General features: G+C 59.3%; 21 protein-coding genes and 1 tRNA gene. 11 read left to right on the top strand and 11 right to left on the bottom strand.

Annotation, left to right across the window (positions count from 1 at the left end; all coding sequences use genetic code 11):
- The first annotated feature begins 91 nt into the window (after nucleotides 1-91).
- Nucleotides 92-865 carry an SDR family NAD(P)-dependent oxidoreductase gene (locus tag BLU76_RS18540; protein ID WP_092223785.1) on the top strand — a complete coding sequence of 258 codons (774 nt, stop codon included), beginning with the start codon at nucleotides 92-94 and terminating at the stop codon, nucleotides 863-865.
- 27 nt (nucleotides 866-892) lie between these two features.
- The gene (locus BLU76_RS18545) at nucleotides 893-1,198 is read left to right on the top strand and encodes a YkgJ family cysteine cluster protein (RefSeq protein ID WP_003205513.1); all 306 of its coding nucleotides are present in this window, start codon (nucleotides 893-895) and stop codon (nucleotides 1,196-1,198) included.
- Between the two features lie 116 nt (nucleotides 1,199-1,314).
- On the opposite strand, the gene BLU76_RS18550 is transcribed toward BLU76_RS18545, so the two are convergent.
- From BLU76_RS18550 to hemA, 6 genes are all read right to left on the bottom strand, one after another.
- Entirely contained in the window at nucleotides 1,315-1,833 is a 519-nt protein-coding gene (locus BLU76_RS18550; protein WP_092149578.1) for an acyloxyacyl hydrolase, read from the bottom strand.
- 114 nt (nucleotides 1,834-1,947) lie between these two features.
- Nucleotides 1,948-2,739 (bottom strand): glutamate racemase, encoded by a 792-nt coding sequence (gene murI, locus BLU76_RS18555; RefSeq protein WP_092149581.1) that lies wholly within the window; start codon nucleotides 2,737-2,739, stop codon nucleotides 1,948-1,950.
- Nucleotides 2,732-3,487, bottom strand: coding sequence for a molybdopterin-synthase adenylyltransferase MoeB (locus BLU76_RS18560; protein WP_092223827.1), 756 nt, complete (start codon nucleotides 3,485-3,487; stop codon nucleotides 2,732-2,734). The genes murI and BLU76_RS18560 overlap by 8 nt, the downstream gene beginning before the upstream one ends.
- Entirely contained in the window at nucleotides 3,481-4,311 is an 831-nt protein-coding gene (gene prmC, locus BLU76_RS18565) for a peptide chain release factor N(5)-glutamine methyltransferase (RefSeq protein ID WP_063324388.1), read from the bottom strand. The genes BLU76_RS18560 and prmC overlap by 7 nt, the downstream gene beginning before the upstream one ends.
- A 14-nt stretch (nucleotides 4,312-4,325) precedes the next feature.
- Nucleotides 4,326-5,408 (bottom strand): peptide chain release factor 1, encoded by a 1,083-nt coding sequence (prfA, locus tag BLU76_RS18570; protein WP_072409343.1) that lies wholly within the window; start codon nucleotides 5,406-5,408, stop codon nucleotides 4,326-4,328.
- Nucleotides 5,405-6,694: a glutamyl-tRNA reductase gene (hemA, locus tag BLU76_RS18575; RefSeq protein ID WP_063324386.1), complete on the bottom strand. Its 1,290-nt coding sequence runs from the start codon at nucleotides 6,692-6,694 to the stop codon at nucleotides 5,405-5,407. Before hemA ends, prfA begins: the two co-directional genes overlap by 4 nt.
- Before the next feature lie 172 nt (nucleotides 6,695-6,866).
- On the opposite strand from hemA, the gene BLU76_RS18580 reads away from it, so the two are divergent.
- The 8 genes from BLU76_RS18580 to ychF all read left to right on the top strand — a co-directional run bounded on the left by BLU76_RS18580 (nucleotide 6,867) and on the right by ychF (nucleotide 13,787).
- The gene (locus BLU76_RS18580) at nucleotides 6,867-8,591 is read left to right on the top strand and encodes a tetratricopeptide repeat protein (protein ID WP_092149590.1); all 1,725 of its coding nucleotides are present in this window, start codon (nucleotides 6,867-6,869) and stop codon (nucleotides 8,589-8,591) included.
- A gap of 4 nt (nucleotides 8,592-8,595) precedes the next feature.
- The gene (gene lolB / locus BLU76_RS18585; protein WP_003205525.1) at nucleotides 8,596-9,213 is read left to right on the top strand and encodes a lipoprotein insertase outer membrane protein LolB; all 618 of its coding nucleotides are present in this window, start codon (nucleotides 8,596-8,598) and stop codon (nucleotides 9,211-9,213) included.
- A 1-nt stretch (nucleotide 9,214) separates the two neighbouring features.
- Nucleotides 9,215-10,066, top strand: coding sequence for a 4-(cytidine 5'-diphospho)-2-C-methyl-D-erythritol kinase (gene ispE, locus BLU76_RS18590; protein ID WP_092149596.1), 852 nt, complete (start codon nucleotides 9,215-9,217; stop codon nucleotides 10,064-10,066).
- Between the two features lie 37 nt (nucleotides 10,067-10,103).
- Nucleotides 10,104-10,178, top strand: a tRNA-Gln gene (locus BLU76_RS18595).
- Between the two features lie 47 nt (nucleotides 10,179-10,225).
- Entirely contained in the window at nucleotides 10,226-11,167 is a 942-nt protein-coding gene (locus tag BLU76_RS18600) for a ribose-phosphate pyrophosphokinase (protein WP_003205529.1), read from the top strand.
- Between the two features lie 143 nt (nucleotides 11,168-11,310).
- Nucleotides 11,311-11,913, top strand: a complete 603-nt coding sequence (locus BLU76_RS18605) for a 50S ribosomal protein L25/general stress protein Ctc (protein ID WP_014340196.1) — start codon at nucleotides 11,311-11,313, stop codon at nucleotides 11,911-11,913.
- 166 nt (nucleotides 11,914-12,079) lie between these two features.
- Nucleotides 12,080-12,664: an aminoacyl-tRNA hydrolase gene (gene pth / locus BLU76_RS18610; RefSeq protein WP_003205533.1), complete on the top strand. Its 585-nt coding sequence runs from the start codon at nucleotides 12,080-12,082 to the stop codon at nucleotides 12,662-12,664.
- A gap of 22 nt (nucleotides 12,665-12,686) precedes the next feature.
- Nucleotides 12,687-13,787 carry a redox-regulated ATPase YchF gene (gene ychF / locus BLU76_RS18615; RefSeq protein WP_092149599.1) on the top strand — a complete coding sequence of 367 codons (1,101 nt, stop codon included), beginning with the start codon at nucleotides 12,687-12,689 and terminating at the stop codon, nucleotides 13,785-13,787.
- 143 nt (nucleotides 13,788-13,930) lie between these two features.
- Here the strand turns inward: ychF and BLU76_RS18620 are convergent, their stop codons facing one another.
- From BLU76_RS18620 to BLU76_RS18630, 3 genes are read right to left on the bottom strand one after another with little or no spacing between them, the layout of a single operon-like run.
- Nucleotides 13,931-15,052: a flavin monoamine oxidase family protein gene (locus BLU76_RS18620; protein WP_092223787.1), complete on the bottom strand. Its 1,122-nt coding sequence runs from the start codon at nucleotides 15,050-15,052 to the stop codon at nucleotides 13,931-13,933.
- A gap of 48 nt (nucleotides 15,053-15,100) precedes the next feature.
- Nucleotides 15,101-15,436 carry a carboxymuconolactone decarboxylase family protein gene (locus BLU76_RS18625; protein ID WP_092149605.1) on the bottom strand — a complete coding sequence of 112 codons (336 nt, stop codon included), beginning with the start codon at nucleotides 15,434-15,436 and terminating at the stop codon, nucleotides 15,101-15,103.
- Between the two features lie 16 nt (nucleotides 15,437-15,452).
- Nucleotides 15,453-16,226: an SDR family NAD(P)-dependent oxidoreductase gene (locus tag BLU76_RS18630; RefSeq protein WP_092223790.1), complete on the bottom strand. Its 774-nt coding sequence runs from the start codon at nucleotides 16,224-16,226 to the stop codon at nucleotides 15,453-15,455.
- A gap of 176 nt (nucleotides 16,227-16,402) precedes the next feature.
- On the opposite strand from BLU76_RS18630, the gene gcvA reads away from it, so the two are divergent.
- On the top strand, nucleotides 16,403-17,335 hold the full coding sequence (gcvA, locus tag BLU76_RS18635; protein ID WP_092223794.1) for a transcriptional regulator GcvA: 933 nt from the start codon (nucleotides 16,403-16,405) through the stop codon (nucleotides 17,333-17,335).
- Here gcvA and BLU76_RS18640 read toward each other — a convergent pair.
- Both BLU76_RS18640 and BLU76_RS18645 read right to left on the bottom strand, forming a co-directional pair.
- Nucleotides 17,324-17,962: a cupin domain-containing protein gene (locus BLU76_RS18640; protein WP_092149611.1), complete on the bottom strand. Its 639-nt coding sequence runs from the start codon at nucleotides 17,960-17,962 to the stop codon at nucleotides 17,324-17,326. The genes gcvA and BLU76_RS18640 overlap by 12 nt on opposite strands.
- The gene (locus BLU76_RS18645) at nucleotides 17,962-18,705 is read right to left on the bottom strand and encodes an SDR family oxidoreductase (RefSeq protein WP_092149614.1); all 744 of its coding nucleotides are present in this window, start codon (nucleotides 18,703-18,705) and stop codon (nucleotides 17,962-17,964) included. The genes BLU76_RS18640 and BLU76_RS18645 overlap by 1 nt, the downstream gene beginning before the upstream one ends.
- Between the last annotated feature and the right edge of the window lie 205 nt (nucleotides 18,706-18,910).

An 18,910-nucleotide genomic window follows, 5' to 3' on the forward strand; every position in this document is an offset into this window, starting at 1 on the left:
CATTTGCCCGATAACATATAGTCTTACTAATCGTACGGACTCTACTGAAAAGCCACGGATCAGTATGCTGTCCAATCGAAAGGAGAAGGGAATGGGTCTCAGACTGCCACGGCGCTATTGGCTCACCGGGGCTGGCAACGGAATCGGCGCTTCGTTGGCTGAAGCGATACTGGAGACAGGTGCATACCTGGCCGTCAGTTCGCGCTCGACCCGATCATGCGAAACCCTTTCGGTACGTTATCCAGGACAAGTGCTGGCCGTGCCCGGCAATTTGACCGACAGCCGGGCCGTGCGCGAAATCGGCGAACAGATCACCCGGCAATGGGGCGCCCTGGATCAGGTGATCGTCAATGCCGGGACGGCTGAGTACGTTGACGGGCAGCCGGCTGATCACACATTGATCGAGCATATTGTGCGCAGCAATCTGCTGGCTGCCAGTTTCTGCATCGAAGTGGCCACGCCCTTGTTGCGCGCTGGGACCGAACCTCATCTGGTGGGTATTGCCAGCCCGGCGACTTACCTGCCGCCTTCGCAAACCGAAGCCGGTGGCAGCGGGATGCGTCATCTGTTCGAATCGGCTCGGGCAGACCTGGCGCGCGCGGGTGTTGACGCGACGTTGCTACACCCTGGCTACGACGGCCCATTGCAGGGGGCCGAAGACAGCTTCCCAACCCCGGCCCACTGGTCGGCGGACGAAGCAGCGCGACATGTGCTGAATCTGTTGGTCGAGCGCCCGCGGGAAGCCGCGCTCCCCATTGCGTCCATGACCGCACTCTGGCCTTTGCCTTCGTCGACCGAAACCGTACCGCCCGACATTGACTCATGCCAGGCGAAAAACGGCTATCCGATCAAGGGACAACCCTGAGCCGCCGATTGCCTTACACTGCGCGCCATGAAAACCATCCCTGTCCATGAAATCCCGGCACCGGCAGTCACGTGCTCGACGTGCGCGGCGTGCTGCTGCCAGTTGGAAGTGATGCTGATCACCGACACCGGGGTTCCGGAGCGTTTTATCGACACGGACGACTGGGGTGGGGAAGTGATGCTGAGGCTTGATGACGGTTGGTGCGCGGCCCTGGATCGCGACAGCATGATGTGCACCATCTACGAAAAGCGCCCGCTGATCTGCCGGGAGTTCGAGATGGGCGCACCGGAGTGCCTGGAAGAACGCCAAGGGATTGCGACGGCGTATCGGTAGGAAATAGACCCGATTTTTGTGGGGGCGGGCATGCTCGCGAAGCGTCGGATCAGCCAGCACTGAAGCGATTGACACTACGCTTTCGCGAGCAAGCCCGCTCCCACAGTATTTAAGTGTTACAGCGGCATCGTGTAGTGCAGCGAGTAGCTTTCTACACCATCGTTGGTCGACTTGATGCCGGCGTTGGAGTAATGAGTGGCGCGAATGCCCACTTCATGTCCACCGTTGAAGCGCAGGCCGAAGCCGATACGATCTTCAAATTGGAAAGCCGTACCGAGCTTGTTGTCTTCCACTTCGGTATTGGCGAACAACGCCACACCGACACCCGCCTCGATGTAAGGCTTCACGTTCTGGCCGGAAAATTCATACACAAACACAGGCGAAAACGACAGGCTGTGATTGCTGGATGTCTCGTCCCCTTCCCAGTAGGTATAGGCACCGCTCCAGTAGCCGGTCAGGCGACCGACATCACTTTGCAGCCAACTCTTGTCCCAGTCGAACTGCATGCCCAGGCGATAGGTCATGGTCGAATCGCTGGTCTGGCCAACCCCAAATTCCACACCCGCTGCTTGTGCAGTGTAAGTGTGCCCCAACAATGCAGCCGCAAACGCGGCGAAGCAGAATAAGCGCTTCATTAGAAACATCCTTTTCCGAACAGACTTAGTTGATTTTGTTACAAACAGACAAAGCTATAGAAATCTGCCCCCAAACAGAAGTTCAGCCCGTTTCACACAGTTTTCACATTTTTCTTACAGATCGAAGCTTCGCACAACGCCGGACGAATGCCATAGCGTAGGTAGGATTTTTCTTAAATGTATCGGGTCTGCACTCGTCCAGAAATACGTTTCGCCGGCTGGTCCCTCAGCCAGCAGCTCTCGCTCAGCCAAAAGACGCTGAAGTTGCCGGGCCACGGCGGCACCGGTGTCGATCAGGCTGATGTGCTCCGGAATCATCCGCGCGAGCAATGGCTTGAGGAACGGATAGTGCGTGCACCCCAGGATCAGCGTATCGCAGCCGGCTGCCAGCAAGGGGTCGACGTAATGTTGCAGCAATTGATACAAGGCCGGACTGTGCAAATCACCCGTCTCGATCAGTTCAACCAGGCCCGGACACGGTTGCGTGATGACTCGCACATCGGTGGCGAAACGGTCGAGCAAAGCGGCGAACTTGGCGCTCTGCAAGGTGCCGGTGGTGGCCAGCACACCGACGATACCGCTGCGGGTCGCGGCAGCCGCCGGCTTGACCGCCGGCTCCATCCCGACGATGGGCCAATGAGGGAAATCACGGCGTAGATCGGCAACGGCAGCAACCGTTGCGGTGTTGCAGGCGACAACCAGCGCCTTGGCGCCCTGGCCCAGGAGAAAGTCGGCAATGATCGCGCAGCGTTGCCGGATGTATTCCGGGGTCTTCTCGCCGTAGGGAATATGCCCACAGTCCGCCACATACAACAGCGACTCATTGGGCAGCAACTGGCGAATTTCCCCCAGCACCGACAACCCGCCGACACCCGAGTCAAGCACACCAATCGGCGCTTCACTCATGTTGGCCACCGCAGACGCTGCAACCTGGGTCGCGCTTGACCCGCAGTTCACGGAAACGCGTGCCCAGGGCATCGATCAACAGCAAGCGCCCCACCAGCGGCTCACCGAAACCGGCCAGCAACTTCAAGGCTTCAAGGGCTTGCAGGCTGCCCACTAATCCCACCAGCGGTCCGATCACACCGGCCTCGCTACAGGTCAGCTCGGCTTCGCTGCCGTGACCATAAAGGCAGTGGTAGCAAGGGCTTTCGGGGCGGCGTGGGTCGAACACCGACAACTGCCCTTCCAGACGAATCGCCGCGCCACTGACCAGCGGCTTACCCGCCGCGACACAGGCCGCGTTCACCGCTTCGCGGGTCGAGAAATTGTCGGAGCAGTCGAGCACCACATCCACTGTCGCGACTGCCGCGGCCAGGCTGTCTTCGTCCATGGCCACCCGGTGAGGCATCAGCCGAACCTCAGGGTTGATCGCCCCCAGGCGTCGCATCGCCGAATCGACCTTGCTCAGACCGACGCTGTCCGTGTCGTGAATGATCTGGCGTTGCAGGTTGGTCAGGTCGACGGTGTCGAAATCCGCCAGGTGCATCTCCCCCACCCCAGCGGCGGCCAGGTACAACGCTACCGGGGCGCCGAGACCACCAAGGCCGATGATCAGCACGCGGCTTTGCTTGAGACGCAATTGGCCGTCGATGTCGACGTGCTGCAACAGAATCTGCCGGCTGTAGCGCAACAACTCCTGATCGTTCAGCACGGCAGGCACCCCAGGCTGATGCGCTCATGACCACCCAGGTCCTTGCGGCTGTGGATTTCGACAAAGCCTTGGGTGCGCAGCAAATCGCGCACTGCTTCGGCCTGGTCGTAGCCGTGCTCGAGCATCACCCAGCCACCCGGCTCAAGGTGAGCCGGGGCCTGGGCAACGATCTGGCGCAAATCATCGAGCCCGTCCGGCCCGGCAACCAGGGCGCTGGATGGCTCGAAACGCACGTCACCCTCGGCCAGATGCGGATCGCTGGCTGCAATGTACGGCGGGTTGCTGATGATCAACTCGAAACGCGTGTCTTCCAGCGCACTGAACCAGTGGCTGCTCAGCACCGTGACGTTGTGCAGATCCAGGCGCTGGCGATTGCGTTCGGCCAGGGCTACGGCCTCCAGCACCCGGTCGACCGCGGTGACTTTCCAGGCAGGGCGCTCGCTGGCCAATGCCAGGGCAATTGCACCGCTGCCGGTGCCCAGGTCCAGGACCCGGGCCGGTGTGGCCGGCAACAACGCCAGCGCGGTTTCCACCAGCAGCTCGGTGTCGGGACGCGGGATCAAGGTATGAGGCGCGACTTCCAGGTCGAGTTTCCAGAAGCCCTGTTGCCCGAGGATATACGCCACCGGCTCGCCGGAGCGACGCCGCCGCAGGTATTCGGAGAACAGCAACGCTGCCTCACTGGGTACGATCCGCTCGGGCCAGGTGTGCAGGAAGCTGCGGGACTTGCCCAAGGCTGCGGCAAGCAACAACTCGGCGTCCAGCCGTGCCGTGGGCGAATCCGGCAACTCGGCGGCGCGTAACAGACTGGCGATGATGGTCATTTATTCACCTGTGCTTACTCGCCAATCGCCGCCAACTGGTCGGCCTGGTATTCGGCCAGCAACGGCTCGATCACCGCATCGACCCCACCGGCAAGGATCTCGTCCAGGGAATACAGGGTCAGGTTGACGCGATGGTCGGTGACCCGGCCCTGGGCGAAGTTGTAGGTACGGATCCGCTCGGAACGATCCCCCGAGCCCACCAGCAATTTGCGCTCACTGGCGATGGCATTGGCAGCGGCGCTGGTCTGCTGGTCGTTGAGCTTGGCCGACAACCAGGCCATGGCCCGCGCGCGGTTCTTGTGCTGGGAACGTTCTTCCTGGCACTCGACCACGATGCCCGAGGGCAAGTGCGTGATGCGGATCGCCGAGTCAGTCTTGTTGACGTGCTGGCCGCCCGCGCCGGAGGAACGGTACGTGTCGACCCGCAGGTCCGCCGGGTTGATCTCGATGGCTTCCTGCTCGTCCGGCTCGGGCAATACCGCCACGGTGCAAGCCGAGGTGTGGATACGCCCTTGGGATTCGGTGGCCGGCACGCGCTGCACGCGGTGGGCGCCGGATTCGAACTTGAGCTTGCCGTAGACATTGTCGCCTTCGACCCGGGCGATGACTTCTTTATAGCCGCCGTGCTCGCCTTCGTTCTCCGACAGGATCTCCACGCGCCAACCGCGACGCTCGGCATAACGCGAATACATGCGGAACAGGTCGCCGGAAAAAATCGCCGCCTCGTCGCCGCCGGTGCCGGCACGGATCTCGAGGAACACGTTGCGCCCGTCATTCGGGTCCTTGGGCAGCAGCATGCGTTGCAGGTTGCTTTCCAGTTCGAGCAACTGCTCCTTGGCTTCGCGCACTTCCTCCACGGCCATTTCACGCATGTCCGGGTCGCTGTCCTTGAGCAGCGCCTGGGCGCCTTCGAGGTCGTCCTGCACTTTAAGCAACTGTTTATAGGTGGCGACAATCGGCTCGACTTCCGCGTATTCCTTGGAATAGGTGCGGAACTTGTTCTGGTCGGCAATGACTTCGCCATCGCCCAGCAAGGCGGTCAATTCTTCGAAACGGTCCTGGAGGATATCCAGCTTGTTGAGCAGTGACGCTTTCATTGCGGTTTTTTATCCGAAAAGCTATCCGGTGAGCCCTCACCGAGGGCGAAGAGTTCCTGGGCCATGGCCAGCGCATCGAGGCGGCCTTCGGCGGTCAGCTTCTTGAGCTGGACACTGGGGGCGTGGAGCAATTTGTTGGTCAGGCCGCGAGCCAGTTGCACCAGCACCTCTTCGGCACTGCCGCCGTTGGCCAGCAGGCGCTGGGCCTTTTGCAGCTCCTCGTCGCGCAGGCGTTCGCTCTGCTGACGATACGCCTTGAGCACATCCACCGCCGCCAGTTCGCGCAGGCGGACCATGAAGTCGTCGGCGCCGATGGTGATCATCTCTTCCGCCGCCTGGGCCGCGCCTTGTCGGCTCTTGAGATTCTCGGCGACCACCTCGTGCAGATCGTCGACGCTGTAGAGATACACGTCGTCCAGCTCGCCGACTTCCGGCTCGATGTCCCGGGGGACAGCAATATCCACCATGAAAATCGGCTTGTGCTTGCGCAATTTCAGGGCACTTTCCACCGCGCCCTTGCCAAGGATCGGCAACTGGCTGGCGGTGGAACTGATGACGATGTCGCTGTGCACCAGCTCCGCGGGAATGTCCGACAACAGCACCGCATGGGCGCCGAACTGCTCGGCCAGGGTACTGGCCCGCTCCAGGGTCCGGTTGGCGACGACTATACGCTTGACCCCCAGGTCGTGGAGATGGCGGGCGACCAGGGTGATGGTCTCACCGGCGCCGATCAGCAGCGCCTGGCTGCGTTGCAAATCGCTGAAGATCTGTTTCGCCAGGCTGACAGCGGCAAACGCCACGGACACCGGGTTTTCGCCGATGGCGGTGTCGGTGCGCACTTGCTTGGCGGCATTGAAGGTGGCCTGGAACAGACGGCCCAACAGCGGACCGACGGTGCCGGCCTCGCGGGCCACAGCGTAGGCCGACTTCATCTGGCCGAGAATCTGCGGCTCGCCCAACACCAGCGAATCGAGGCCCGAGGCGACGCGCATCATGTGACGAACGGCCGCATCGTCTTCATGCACATAGGCACTGGCGCGCAGTTCTTCGAGGCTCAGGTCGTGATAGTCGGCCAGCCAGCGCAGAATCGAATCCGCCGAAACGTGATCCTGTTCTATATAAAGCTCGCTGCGATTGCAGGTGGAGAGGATCGCAGCTTCGCGGCTGTCGGTGAGTCGGCAGAGCTGCTGCAGGGCCTCAACCAGTTGCTCAGGCGTAAAGGCCACGCGCTCGCGGACGTCTACTGAAGCAGTCTTGTGGTTAATACCGAGTGCAAGGAAGGCCATTCAAGGTCGCTGATAGTGACGTGAAGCCGGCAATTGTCCTACTTCGTCAGATTCAGAACAACCACTCGATCTCTATCGCCCTGCCCTGGCTTGTAAATCGACGGGGCGGTTATGTTTGACCCAAGGCTTGTGTCATGATGATCCGACCGCAGGTTAGTCGTCCTCTTCCTATATGAATAGATCTTCCGCGTTGCTCCTCGCCCTTGCCTTGCTCAGCGGCTGCCAGTCCATGGCCCCCGTTTCGACGGACGGTACGCCGCCGGTCGAAGACAGCGTGCAGGCACCTGAAAAACCCAAGGTCTACGGCTCGTTCAGCGAAGAAACCATCTTCAGCCTGTTGAGCGCCGAACTGGCAGGCCAGCGCAATCGCTTCGACATTGCGCTGGACAACTACGTGACCCAGGCCATCAATACCCAGGACCCGGGAATCTCCGAGCGGGCATTTCGCATTGCCGAATACCTGGGCGCCGACCAGCCCGCGCTGGATACCGCGCTGATCTGGGCCAGGAATGCCCCCGATGACCTGGAAGCGCAGCGCGCCGCCGCCGTGCAACTGGCCCGGGCCGGGCGCTACGACGACTCCATGGTCTATATGGAGAAAGTCCTGCTGGGCAAGGGCGACACCCATTTCGACTTCCTGGCCCTGTCCGCCGCCGATACCGACCAGGAAACCCGCAACGGCCTGATGAAAAGCTTCGATCGCCTGTTGCAGCGCCACCCGAATAACGGCCAGCTGATTTTCGGCAAGGCCCTGCTGCTGCAACAGGATGGCGACACCCAGGGCGCCCTCACGCTGCTGGAAGACAACCCGCCGGAAGCCGGCGAAGTGGCGCCGATCCTGCTGCGTGCCCGCCTGCTGCAAGGCTTGGACCGCGGCGACGAAGCCTTGCCGCTGCTGGAAAAAAGCATCAAGAAATACCCGGACGACAAACGCCTGCGCCTCACCTACGCCCGCATGCTGGTGGAAAACAACCGCATGGACGACGCCAAGGTGGAGTTCTCCAGCCTGGTCCAGCAATACCCGGAAGACGACGAGTTGCGCTATTCCCTGGCGCTGGTCTGCCTGGAAGCCAAGGCCTGGGAAGAGGCCAAGGGTTACCTGGAGGACCTGATCGCCCGGGAAAGCCACGTCGACTCGGCCCATCTGAACCTGGGGCGCATCGCCGAGGAACGCAATGACCCTGAGAGCGCACTGATCGAGTACGCCCAGGTTGGCCCGGGCAACGACTATCTGCCGGCGCAGTTGCGCCAGGCCGATATCCTGATCGGCAATGGCAAGACCACCGAAGCCCAGAGCCGCCTCGCGGTGCAACGCGACTCCCAACCGGACTATGGCATCCAGCTGTACCTGATCGAAGCCGAAACGTTGTCGGCCAACAACCAGGGCGACAAGGCCTGGAACGTGTTGCAACAAGCCTTGAAGCAGTACCCGGACGACCTGAACCTGCTGTATACCCGCGCCATGCTGGCGGAGAAACGCAATGACCTGGCCCAGATGGAGAAAGACCTGCGCCTGATCATCCAGCGTGACCCGGACAACGCCATGGCCCTCAACGCCCTGGGCTACACCTTGTCGGATCGCACCACCCGCTATGACGAGGCCAAGGTGCTGATCGAACAGGCCCACCAGATCAATCCGGAAGACCCGGCGGTGCTCGACAGCCTTGGCTGGGTGAATTTCCGCCTGGGCAATCTCGACGAAGCCGAACGCCTGTTGCGCCAGGCCCTGGAGCGCTTTCCCGACCAGGAAGTCGCCGCTCACCTGGGCGAGGTCCTGTGGGCCAACGGCAAACAACGCGAAGCCCGGCAGATCTGGAGCAAGTTCCTCAAGGACCAGCCCGACAGTCCCATTTTGCGCAGCACCATCAAACGCCTGACCGGATCCGAGACTCTTTAAGATTATGTTTTTGCGCCATCTCATCGTTTTCAGCTTCATTGCCCTGCTCGCCGGCTGCGCGGGCTTCGGCGCCCGTGAATCCGTCCAGGGCCAGGGCAACCAGGCCCAATGGCGCGAGCACAAGCAACAACTGAGCGGCCTCGACGGCTGGCAGATCGACGGCAAGATCGGCATTCGCGCCCCGAAAGACTCCGGCAGTGGCACGCTGTTCTGGCTGCAACGCCAGGACTACTACGACATCCGCCTGTCGGGCCCACTGGGTCGCGGTGCGGCCCGCCTGACCGGTCGGCCGGGCCAGGTATCGCTGGAAGTCGCCAACCAGGGACGCTACGAGGCACCCACGCCCGAAGCGTTGCTGGAAGAACAACTGGGCTGGAAGCTGCCGGTTTCCCACCTGACCTGGTGGGTTCGCGGGCTGCCGGCACCGGACAGCAAAAGCCGTCTGACCCTCGATGCCGACAGCCGCCTGTCCAACCTGGAACAGGATGACTGGCAGATCGAGTACTTAAGCTATGCCCAGCAGAACGGCTATTGGCTGCCCGAACGCATCAAGCTGCACGGCAGCAACCTCGACGTCACGCTGGTGATCAAGCAATGGCAGCCGCGCAAGCTGGGGCAATGACATGAGCGCCGCACGCCTGACCCTGCCCTCCCCGGCCAAGCTCAACCTGATGCTGCACATCCTCGGTCGTCGTCCGGACGGCTACCACGAGTTGCAGACGATTTTTCAGTTCCTGGACTACGGCGACGAAATCACCTTTGCCGTACGCGACGACGGCGTGATTCGCCTGCACACCGAATTCGAAGGTGTTCCCCACGACGACAATCTGATCGTCAAAGCCGCGAAAAAACTCCAGGCGCAATCCGGTTGTACGCAGGGCATCGATATCTGGATCGACAAGATCCTGCCCATGGGTGGTGGCATCGGTGGCGGCAGCTCGAATGCGGCTACCACGCTGCTCGGTCTCAACCACTTGTGGCAGCTGGGTTGGGACGCGGATCGCCTGGCCGCCCTGGGCTTGACACTGGGCGCCGACGTGCCGGTTTTCGTGCGTGGCCACGCCGCTTTCGCTGAGGGCGTAGGGGAAAAACTCACCCCGGTGGACCCTGAAGAACCCTGGTACTTGGTACTGGTGCCGCAAGTCTCTGTAAGTACAGCAGAAATTTTTTCAGATCCACTGTTGACACGTAACTCTCCTCCCATTAAAGTGCGCCCCGTTCCCAAGGGAAACAGTCGAAATGACTGCTTACCGGTGGTAGCAAGGCGTTATCCAGATGTTCGTAACGCTTTGAATTTGTTAGGTAAATTTACCGAAGCAAAACTCACCGGAACTGGAAGTTGTGTGTTTGGGGGCTTCCCAAGCAAAGCTGAAGCTGATAAAGTCTCGGCCCTTCTGACAGAGACCCTTACAGGGTTTGTAGCAAAAGGAAGCAACGTTTCGATGTTGCATCGCAAGCTGCAAGACCTGCTCTAAAAGGAATCGAGTGCTGGGCACTCGCAGCAACAGATACAGGGGCGTCGCCAAGCGGTAAGGCAGCAGGTTTTGATCCTGCCATGCGTTGGTTCGAATCCAGCCGCCCCTGCCATTTTCCTATACTCATCCAGGTATACCCTCAGCCTTCAGGTACTGCGCGTGTCCAAGATGATGGTCTTTACGGGGAACGCTAACCCCGATCTGGCTCGGCGTGTTGTACGTCAGCTGCATATCCCTCTCGGTGACATTTCTGTCGGTAAGTTTTCCGACGGCGAAATCACTGCCGAGATCAATGAAAACGTTCGCGGTAAAGACGTTTTCATTATTCAGCCGACTTGCGCCCCGACCAACGATAACCTGATGGAACTCGTCGTGATGGCTGATGCCTTCCGTCGCTCCTCGGCTACTCGTATCACTGCTGTTATTCCTTACTTTGGTTATGCCCGTCAGGATCGCCGTCCGCGTTCCGCACGTGTGGCAATCAGCGCAAAAGTCGTGGCTGATATGCTGACCGTAGTCGGCATCGACCGTGTCCTCACGGTTGATTTGCATGCTGACCAGATTCAGGGTTTCTTCGATATTCCCGTGGATAACATCTACGGCTCCCCGGTCCTGGTGGATGATATTGAAGATCAGCGCTTCGAAAACCTGATGATCGTGTCCCCGGATATTGGCGGCGTCGTGCGTGCACGAGCAGTTGCCAAATCCCTGGGCGTGGATCTGGGTATCATCGACAAACGCCGTGAGAAAGCCAATCACTCCGAAGTGATGCATATCATCGGCGACGTCGAAGGGCGCACCTGTATTCTGGTCGATGACATGGTCGATACCGCCGGCACCCTGTGCCACGCGGCCAAGGCCCTGAAAGAGCATGGCGCTGCCAAGGTCTTTGCCTACTGCACACACCCTGTGCTGTCGGGTCGAGCGATCGAGAACATTGAAAATTCCGTGCTGGACGAGCTGGTGGTCACCAACACCATCCCGCTGTCCGCTGCAGCACAAGCCTGTGTGCGTATCCGCCAACTGGATATCGCACCGGTTGTTGCCGAGGCGGTTCGCCGCATCAGCAACGAAGAATCGATCAGTGCGATGTTCCGCTAAGGGCCCTGCCCTTTCCAGGACATCTCGTTGACGAAAAGCGCCCCGCCCCGGCATTACCTGTCGGGGCGGGGCTTTTTTGCCCATATCGCCTTAAGCGCTGGTCGCAAGCGCTGGGGTGAATGTGGTTACTTTGGAGATACAACATGAACGATTTTACTCTGAATGCTGAAGTGCGTTCCGACCTGGGGAAAGGTGCGAGCCGCCGCCTGCGTCGTCTCGCAAGCCTGGTTCCAGCTGTAGTCTACGGTGGCGAGAAAGCCCCTGAGTCCATCAGCATGCTGGCCAAAGAAGTTGCCAAACTGCTCGAAAACGAAGCGGCCTACAGCCACATCATCGAGCTGAACATTGGCGGCACCAAGCAGAACGTCGTGATCAAGGCCCTGCAGCGTCACCCGGCCAAAGGCCACGTGATGCACGCTGACTTCGTACGCGTAGTCGCCGGCCAGAAACTGACCGCTATCGTGCCTGTGCACTTCGTTGGTGAAGCTGCTCCGATCAAGAAAGGCGGCGAAATTTCGCACGTTGTTTCGGAAATCGAAGTGACCTGCCTGCCGAAAGACCTGCCTGAATTCATCGAAGTCGACCTGGCTAACGCCGAAGTCGGCACGATCATTCACCTGTCCGACCTCAAGGCTCCTAAAGGCGTTGAGTTTGTTGCTCTGGCACACGGCGATGACAAGGCTGTTGCCAACGTCCACGCTCCACGTGTTGCTCCAGAAGCTACTGAAGAAGGCGCTGCAGAGTAATTTCACTCTGTCGCCGGAGTGGCCGGAAACATCGCGGACTGGAACGTAGCGAGACAGCGGGCGAGAACGCGAAGTTTACTTAACGGTAAATCCGCCATTTTCGTCCATTGCCGCAACACCGCCTGATTGCGACATCGTTATCCACACTCCAGGAAGGGCCCCTATCGTGACTGCCATTAAACTGATCGTTGGCCTGGGAAATCCAGGCGCTGAATACGAACAGACCCGGCATAACGCAGGGGCCCTTTTTGTTGAGCGCATCGCGCAAGCACAAGGCGTCAGCCTGGCAGCCGATCGCAAGTATTTCGGCCTGACCGGTCGCTTCTCGCACCAGGGTCAGGATGTTCGCCTGTTGATTCCCACCACCTACATGAACCGCAGCGGCCAGGCCGTAGCGGCATTGGCCGGTTTCTTTCGCATCAAGCCTGAAGAAATCCTGGTGGCCCACGACGAACTCGACCTGCCTCCGGGCGTTGCCAAGCTCAAGCAAGGCGGCGGCCATGGCGGTCACAACGGATTGCGCGACATCATCGCGCAACTGGGTAATCAGAATACCTTTCACCGCCTGCGGCTCGGCATCGGCCACCCAGGCGTTGCCAGTATGGTTTCAAACTTTGTCCTGGGTCGTGCGCCTCGCGCCGAACAGGAAAAACTCGATGCCAGCATCGACTTCGCCCTCGGCGTGCTGCCGGATATCCTCGCCGGTGAATGGAACCGCGCGATGAAAAACCTGCACAGCCAGAAGGCCTGACACTTATCCGAGGGGAAACACCATGGGATTCAATTGCGGCATCGTCGGCCTGCCTAACGTCGGCAAGTCCACCCTGTTCAACGCCCTGACCAAATCCGGTATCGCGGCCGAGAACTTCCCCTTCTGCACCATCGAGCCGAACAGCGGCATCGTGCCGATGCCCGACCCACGCCTGGACGCCCTGGCGGCCATCGTGATCCCGGAGCGCGTGCTGCCGACCACCATGGAATTCGTCGACATCGCCGGCCTGGTGGCTGGCGCCTCGAAGGGTGAAGGCCTGGGCAACAAGTTCCTGGCCAACATCCGTGAAACCGATGCCATCGCCCACGTGGTCCGCTGCTTCGAAGACGAGAACGTGATTCACGTTTCCAACAGCGTCGACCCGAAACGCGATATCGAGATCATCGATCTGGAACTGATCTTCGCCGACCTCGACAGCTGCGAAAAACAGCTGCAGAAAGTCGCTCGCAATGCCAAGGGGGGCGACAAGGACGCCGTCGCCCAGAAAGCCCTGCTCGAGCAACTGATCGCTCACTTCACCCTGGGCAAGCCGGCACGCAGCCTGATCAAGAACATGGGCGCCGATGAGAAACAGATCATCCGCGGCTTCCACCTGCTGACCACCAAACCGGTCATGTATATCGCCAACGTTGCCGAAGACGGCTTCGAGAACAACCCGCTGCTGGACGTGGTGAAAGCCATCGCCGAAGAAGAAGGCGCGATGGTCGTACCGGTCTGCAACAAGATCGAAGCGGAAATCGCCGAGCTTGAAGATGGCGAAGAAAAGGACATGTTCCTGGAGGCCCTGGGCCTTGAAGAACCCGGCCTGAACCGCGTGATTCGCGCCGGCTATGAAATGCTCAACCTGCAGACCTACTTCACCGCTGGCGTAAAAGAAGTCCGCGCCTGGACCGTTCGCGTCGGAGCCACCGCGCCACAAGCCGCGGCCGTGATCCATACCGACTTCGAAAAAGGCTTCATCCGCGCCGAAGTCATCGCCTATGACGATTTCATCCAGTACAAGGGCGAAGCGGGTGCCAAGGAGGCTGGTAAATGGCGTCTGGAAGGCAAGGAGTACATCGTCAAGGACGGTGATGTGATGCACTTCCGCTTTAACGTCTGACGGTTTTCCGTGGCTCTCCACGGTACTTGATGGACCTCAGCCCCCCGTTATCGTTAAGCGATACGGGGGTTTCGCGTCTAAGCCCCACCATCCCCATCCATTGAGATCCGAGCGTTGCCAGTAGAGATTCACATAACCGACATTCAGCCCGTACAGTTGTGCTTTCGACCTAACTGCTCCTCCAAACCGAATCCAGTACGAATGTCGCTGTTGATAAGCTCGCCCAGTGCTTTATCGACGGCTGCCAATGCGCCCTCCATGTAGCCGCCTTGATCGCCACCTACCTCGCTGCCGATCAAATGAAATATATCGCTCCATGGTGAATCGAGCGACAGCGTGAACTCATGCCGTCCGTGCCACCCCAGCGAAACCTGATCCTCGTCTGTCGCAGTAAATGGATCGGTTGCCCAGTCGTGTATGAAGTCCTCAATTGGATTGAGCGCTTCATCGCCAAAGAGACGCTTCAGTTGTTCCCGGCATAACGCCTTCAAATCCGACATATTCATGCTTTGGCGTCGAGCCGCATTCATACTTAGAAAACCGAAGAGTGCTGCCCCGCTTTCATTACAGGCGTCGTGAACTTCACCTAGTGGGCCAACACCGCTGAACGCATCGCCCGAGAGATCGTGCTCACGCCAGAATGGCCTGGCATATCGTGCAACGTATTTAGCGTGTGACGCCATCCATGTCGGCATGCTGTTCATCTGCTGCAATTTTTGCCGAGAGAGGGGCGGCGTAAAATGAATTTTCCCTATTAGCCGAGGAGGTATAGCCAGCCAAATCTGTGAGTAAATCGAAGAGTGAACTCGGCCTTCAGAGAGCGTTAAGCGTATAGCCTGATCGTCGATTTGGATGTCCGTCAGCGCTGCATCGACGTGGACAGATGCTTGTGGCAATGAAGCCGCGAGCGCTTTAACCAAGCGGCCTGTTCCCCCTTCTATACGCATCGAAACGTTGCCCGAGCGATACCCCTCTCTACGAACCAGATCAGTGGCCCAGCGCTCTACCAGCGCATCCCCTTCTTCGTGTTGCTGAAACGTAGGTAAGCCCAACTCCTCGACCAGGCTTTGCATGCGAGGCTGGCAGTCTGGCCAGAACCACGTCGGCCCGAGATCAAAGCCACCCACCTCCGTTGAAAGAATTCTTCCACCAAGTCGACCTTGTGCTTCGAACAGATCGAAGTCTATGCCAAGACCACGAAGGCGATAGGCTGCATAAACACCAGCCAGACCTCCTCCAATGATGGCAATTTTCTGTGTAGTCATGGGTGCCCTCCGGGACGAAAAAAGGGCGCCATCCGGCGCCCAGTTATATCAGTGTTTCTCGAAGGCAGACACGGCATCGAATACCCGCGCGGTGTAAGTCAGTGCCGCCCCAGCATTGAGCGAGATGGCTACGCCCAGCGCTTCAGCGATTTCTTCGCGGGTTGCACCATGCTTGAGCGCAGCCTGGACGTGGGAGGCAATACAGCCGTCACAACGTGTGGTGATTGCCACGGACAAGGCGATCAGCTCATGGATCTTCGGCTCCAGGTGCTTAGCCGGGGCGCTGCCGATGGTGTGGAGGCCACGCATGGTTTCCGGGGCCAGTTTGGCGAACTCACTGACGTTACCCATCAGGCCCGCAAAATACTCATTCCAGTTCATCATGTTGCATCTCTCCCGATTAGTTACGACCGGCAGTCACGCCGCCATCGACTGGCAATACAGTGCCGGTGATCCACGAGGCTTCATCCGAGGCGAGGAACAACATCGCTTGGGCCACATCTGCTGGCTGACCGTTGCGGCCAAGCGGGTGGAAAGCGTTGAAGGTCGGTAAGACTTCCTTGACCTGATCAGCGTCCATGAAGGTCCCGTAGACCGGAGTTTCAACCACTGCGGGCGCCACCGTGTTAATGCGGATGTTGGAGCCGGCCAGCTCAAGCGCCAAGTTGCGAGTCAGGGCGTGGACGCCCGCATTCGCGGCGGAATAGGCAGCCGAGGGCGTCGCGCCGATGGCCTGGATCGCCCACAAAGAACCGGTCTGGACGATTGCGCCGCCGCCGCGCTTCAGCATGGCTTTGGCCGCAGCCTGGGCCATGAAAAACTTGCCTTTGAGGATAATGTCCAGAAACGCGTCATATTCCTCCGGGCTCACCTCAAGAAATGGCTTAGGGCTGAAGATGCCGGCGTTGTTGATGAGGATGTCTACGCCGCCGAAGCTGCTCGCTGCGAGGTCAACCAGTGCTTGCGCGGTGGCAGGCTTGGCGATATCCCCCGCATGAAAGCGGACCTTTTGACCCGAGGCATCAATTTCCTGGGCAACCTGGGCCAGTTTCACAGCATCTCGACCACCGATGACAACACTGGCGCCCGCTTCAACGAGCCGTTTGGTTACTTCCTTACCAATGCCTGAACCACCGCCGGTAACAATCGCAACCTTGTTAGAAAAACTATTCATGCTTTGATCTCCTCAGTGACACTGAGCGCAAGGGGTGAGAAACAACTACGCCTTGGAATTGACCCTTTTTCTGCTATCTTCTGGGTACTAATCCGTTGGCTTGGTGTGCATTCTTCACGGCTGCGCTCACAGCGACAACGCAGAAGATTTTGTTTTAAGAGATAGAAAAACTATCAATGACCACTCCCGCTTATCTAAACGCCCTGCGTGCATTCGAAGCCGCCGCGCGGCACCAAAGCTTCTCCGCAGCCGCCGCCGAACTGAACGTCACGCCAGCCGCCGTGGGGCAACAGGTCCGTAACTTGGAGTCGTGGCTGGGTATTTCCCTGTTCACGCGCGCGAGTAGCGGTACTGCGCGCCTGATGCTCACGGACGTCGCCCGAGTGGCCTTGCCGGATATCAGAGAGGGGTTTGATCGGCTGTCGATTGGTCTCGCCCGGCTAAAGGATGCCAGCATACATGCCGGGCTTACGGTCACGGTGAGCCCGGCCTTCGCATCCAAGTGGCTACTGCCACGAATCGAGCGCTTTCAGCAGGACCACCCGGATCTGGATGTACTGCTGGACACGAACGCTCGATCCGTGGATTTTCAGGTCGAGCGCATCGATGTCGGAGTGCGATACGGTGCAGGAAAGTGGCCAGGTCTCATCGCCGTGCACTTGATGGATGAGGTGATGTTCCCCGTCTGCGCGCCCGACTTCCCTCTGCTCAAGGACGGCAAGCTGATAGCCGAGGCTTTGGCCGATTGCACGCTGATCCATGATCTATCCATGGCCAACGATCGTGACTATCCCACGTGGCGAATGTGGCTGGACGCCTCTGGTTTTACGCACATCAAGTCTGACCACGGATTGCGGATCAACAACTCGGCTTCAGTCCTGCAAGCCGCGATAGACGGCCAAGGCTTGGCGCTCGCCCGCAGCGTGATGGTGCGCGATGATTTGTCGACGGGCCGCCTGATACGGCCGTTTGCGGACAAAGGGCTGGACTGCCCGTTGACCCAGGCCTATTACGTCGTCTACCGCGCTGAGTGCAGTGAACTACCGAAAATCCAAGCCTTCCGGGACTGGTTGATTGCCGAGGCAGAGCAAGCCGGATCACACGCCTAGATCTGGCGAAGCATCCTTGATCCAGACGCGAGCACCTTGCGTGCCCGCTTTCACCACAAAGTGTTCGCCCTGCGGTAAACGCAACCAACTGAGTGGTTGCAGCAGGAAACCTTCGCCTATCAATTCGCCCTCCAGCACCAGCAACTCCAGTCCTCTGTGATTAGCTCGAGTCTGCTGGGTTCCAGCCGGTATAGCCTCCACCCAGACGCGCTCATGCTCACTCTCGTACAGAAGCTGATTGTTTTGAGTTCCAATACGCAAGACTACCGGGTGCCGGTCTGCGGGATGGAACTGGCGCAAGCGAACAAAGATTGTGCAGCCGCAGCTCGCTCCTGGAGCGTGCCGGCTGCCAGGAGGATTACGTACATAAGTACCTGCGGGATATCGGCCGTGTTCATCTTCAAAGACCCCCTCCAACACCAGGAACTCCTCTCCGCCCGAGTGAACATGCGCGCTGAACGCACTGCCGGGAGCGTACCGCACCATTGAAGTTGCCCGCGCCTGTTCGCCACCGACCCGATACAAAGGGCGCCGATCCACTCCTGCGATCGGGCTATGAATCCATGGCAGCGTAGAGCTATGCACAATTGCCCTTTTTTGGCGGTCGTCGTTAACAAGCTCCTTCATCACAACTCTGCCCTGCCACCATCGACGACTACTTCAGCACCCAGCATGTAGCTTGAAGCATCACTGGCTAAAAAGAGCACCGCCGCCGCAACTTCCTCAGCGCGCCCCATACGGCCGATGGGCGCTTGCGCACCCACTCGCTCGGCATAAGCACGGTACTCCTCTTCACTTTGGTTTGGCTGATGGTGAATCGGGGTTTCGATAGCACCGGGGCTGACCGCGTTGACTCGAATGCGGCGCTCCAACAACTCTGCCGAGAGGGTACGCGCGAAACAGCGGACAGCAGCCTTGGAAGCCGATAACAGCGTCCGGCCCGGAGCACCAACCTGATTGAGCCAGGATGTGGAAAGGATGATAGAGCCGCCCGGGCGCATGATCGGTTCAATGGCTTGTACCGAGAAGAAAACGCCCTTCACGTTGATATCCATAAGCCTGTCGTACTGCTCTTCGGTCGTGCTGGACAGCGGCGTTCCAAACGCGACTCCAGCATTGGCGAAGAAGATGTCCAAGCCGCCGAACTCCTGCTCGACAACCTTCGCCATTTGCCGGAGTTGCTCGCTTGAACTTACATCAGCGACCAACGTGATAACACCTGGGCCAAGCTCTCTGCGCGCCGCCGCCAATTTATCCGCATCGCGGCCGGTGATCGCAACGCGCGCACCGTGAGCCAGAAACACCTTCGCCGTGGCCAGGCCGATGCCTGAGTTACCGCCAGTGATCAACGCCGTTTTACCGGTGAGCATATAAGACTCCTGTTGCGAGCTGGGCTATGTAGGGGGGTGCATTCAGCTCGAATGAAGTCATGGTGTGAAAACAAACGCCGCATCGCGACTGATTAAATCTACGCATCCGACATAGAAAATCTTCGTTGTGGAGAACCCTACTGATCTCCAAAGATTCTATTAGCTCTGAATTGTTGAACTCAATTTCGGCAACTACAGAGCAAGT

The sequence above is a fragment of the Pseudomonas sp. NFACC08-1 genome (assembly GCF_900106735.1).
GTDB classification, from domain to species: Bacteria; Pseudomonadota; Gammaproteobacteria; order Pseudomonadales; family Pseudomonadaceae; genus Aquipseudomonas; species Aquipseudomonas fluorescens_Q.

Excerpts from the sequence above, each read along its gene's own strand:
- BLU76_RS18540 (WP_092223785.1), top strand. The coding sequence starts at position 92 with ATGGGTCTCAGACTGCCACGGCGCTATTGGCTCACCGGGGCTGGCAAC.
- BLU76_RS18545 (WP_003205513.1), top strand. The coding sequence starts at position 893 with ATGAAAACCATCCCTGTCCATGAAATCCCGGCACCGGCAGTCACGTGC.
- BLU76_RS18550 (WP_092149578.1), bottom strand. The coding sequence starts at position 1,833 with ATGAAGCGCTTATTCTGCTTCGCCGCGTTTGCGGCTGCATTGTTGGGG.
- murI (WP_092149581.1), bottom strand. The coding sequence starts at position 2,739 with ATGAGTGAAGCGCCGATTGGTGTGCTTGACTCGGGTGTCGGCGGGTTG.
- prmC (WP_063324388.1), bottom strand. The coding sequence starts at position 4,311 with ATGACCATCATCGCCAGTCTGTTACGCGCCGCCGAGTTGCCGGATTCG.
- prfA (WP_072409343.1), bottom strand. The coding sequence starts at position 5,408 with ATGAAAGCGTCACTGCTCAACAAGCTGGATATCCTCCAGGACCGTTTC.
- hemA (WP_063324386.1), bottom strand. The coding sequence starts at position 6,694 with ATGGCCTTCCTTGCACTCGGTATTAACCACAAGACTGCTTCAGTAGAC.
- BLU76_RS18580 (WP_092149590.1), top strand. The coding sequence starts at position 6,867 with ATGAATAGATCTTCCGCGTTGCTCCTCGCCCTTGCCTTGCTCAGCGGC.
- lolB (WP_003205525.1), top strand. The coding sequence starts at position 8,596 with ATGTTTTTGCGCCATCTCATCGTTTTCAGCTTCATTGCCCTGCTCGCC.
- ispE (WP_092149596.1), top strand. The coding sequence starts at position 9,215 with ATGAGCGCCGCACGCCTGACCCTGCCCTCCCCGGCCAAGCTCAACCTG.
- BLU76_RS18605 (WP_014340196.1), top strand. The coding sequence starts at position 11,311 with ATGAACGATTTTACTCTGAATGCTGAAGTGCGTTCCGACCTGGGGAAA.
- ychF (WP_092149599.1), top strand. The coding sequence starts at position 12,687 with ATGGGATTCAATTGCGGCATCGTCGGCCTGCCTAACGTCGGCAAGTCC.
- BLU76_RS18620 (WP_092223787.1), bottom strand. The coding sequence starts at position 15,052 with ATGACTACACAGAAAATTGCCATCATTGGAGGAGGTCTGGCTGGTGTT.
- BLU76_RS18625 (WP_092149605.1), bottom strand. The coding sequence starts at position 15,436 with ATGATGAACTGGAATGAGTATTTTGCGGGCCTGATGGGTAACGTCAGT.
- BLU76_RS18630 (WP_092223790.1), bottom strand. The coding sequence starts at position 16,226 with ATGAATAGTTTTTCTAACAAGGTTGCGATTGTTACCGGCGGTGGTTCA.
- gcvA (WP_092223794.1), top strand. The coding sequence starts at position 16,403 with ATGACCACTCCCGCTTATCTAAACGCCCTGCGTGCATTCGAAGCCGCC.
- BLU76_RS18640 (WP_092149611.1), bottom strand. The coding sequence starts at position 17,962 with ATGAAGGAGCTTGTTAACGACGACCGCCAAAAAAGGGCAATTGTGCAT.
- BLU76_RS18645 (WP_092149614.1), bottom strand. The coding sequence starts at position 18,705 with ATGCTCACCGGTAAAACGGCGTTGATCACTGGCGGTAACTCAGGCATC.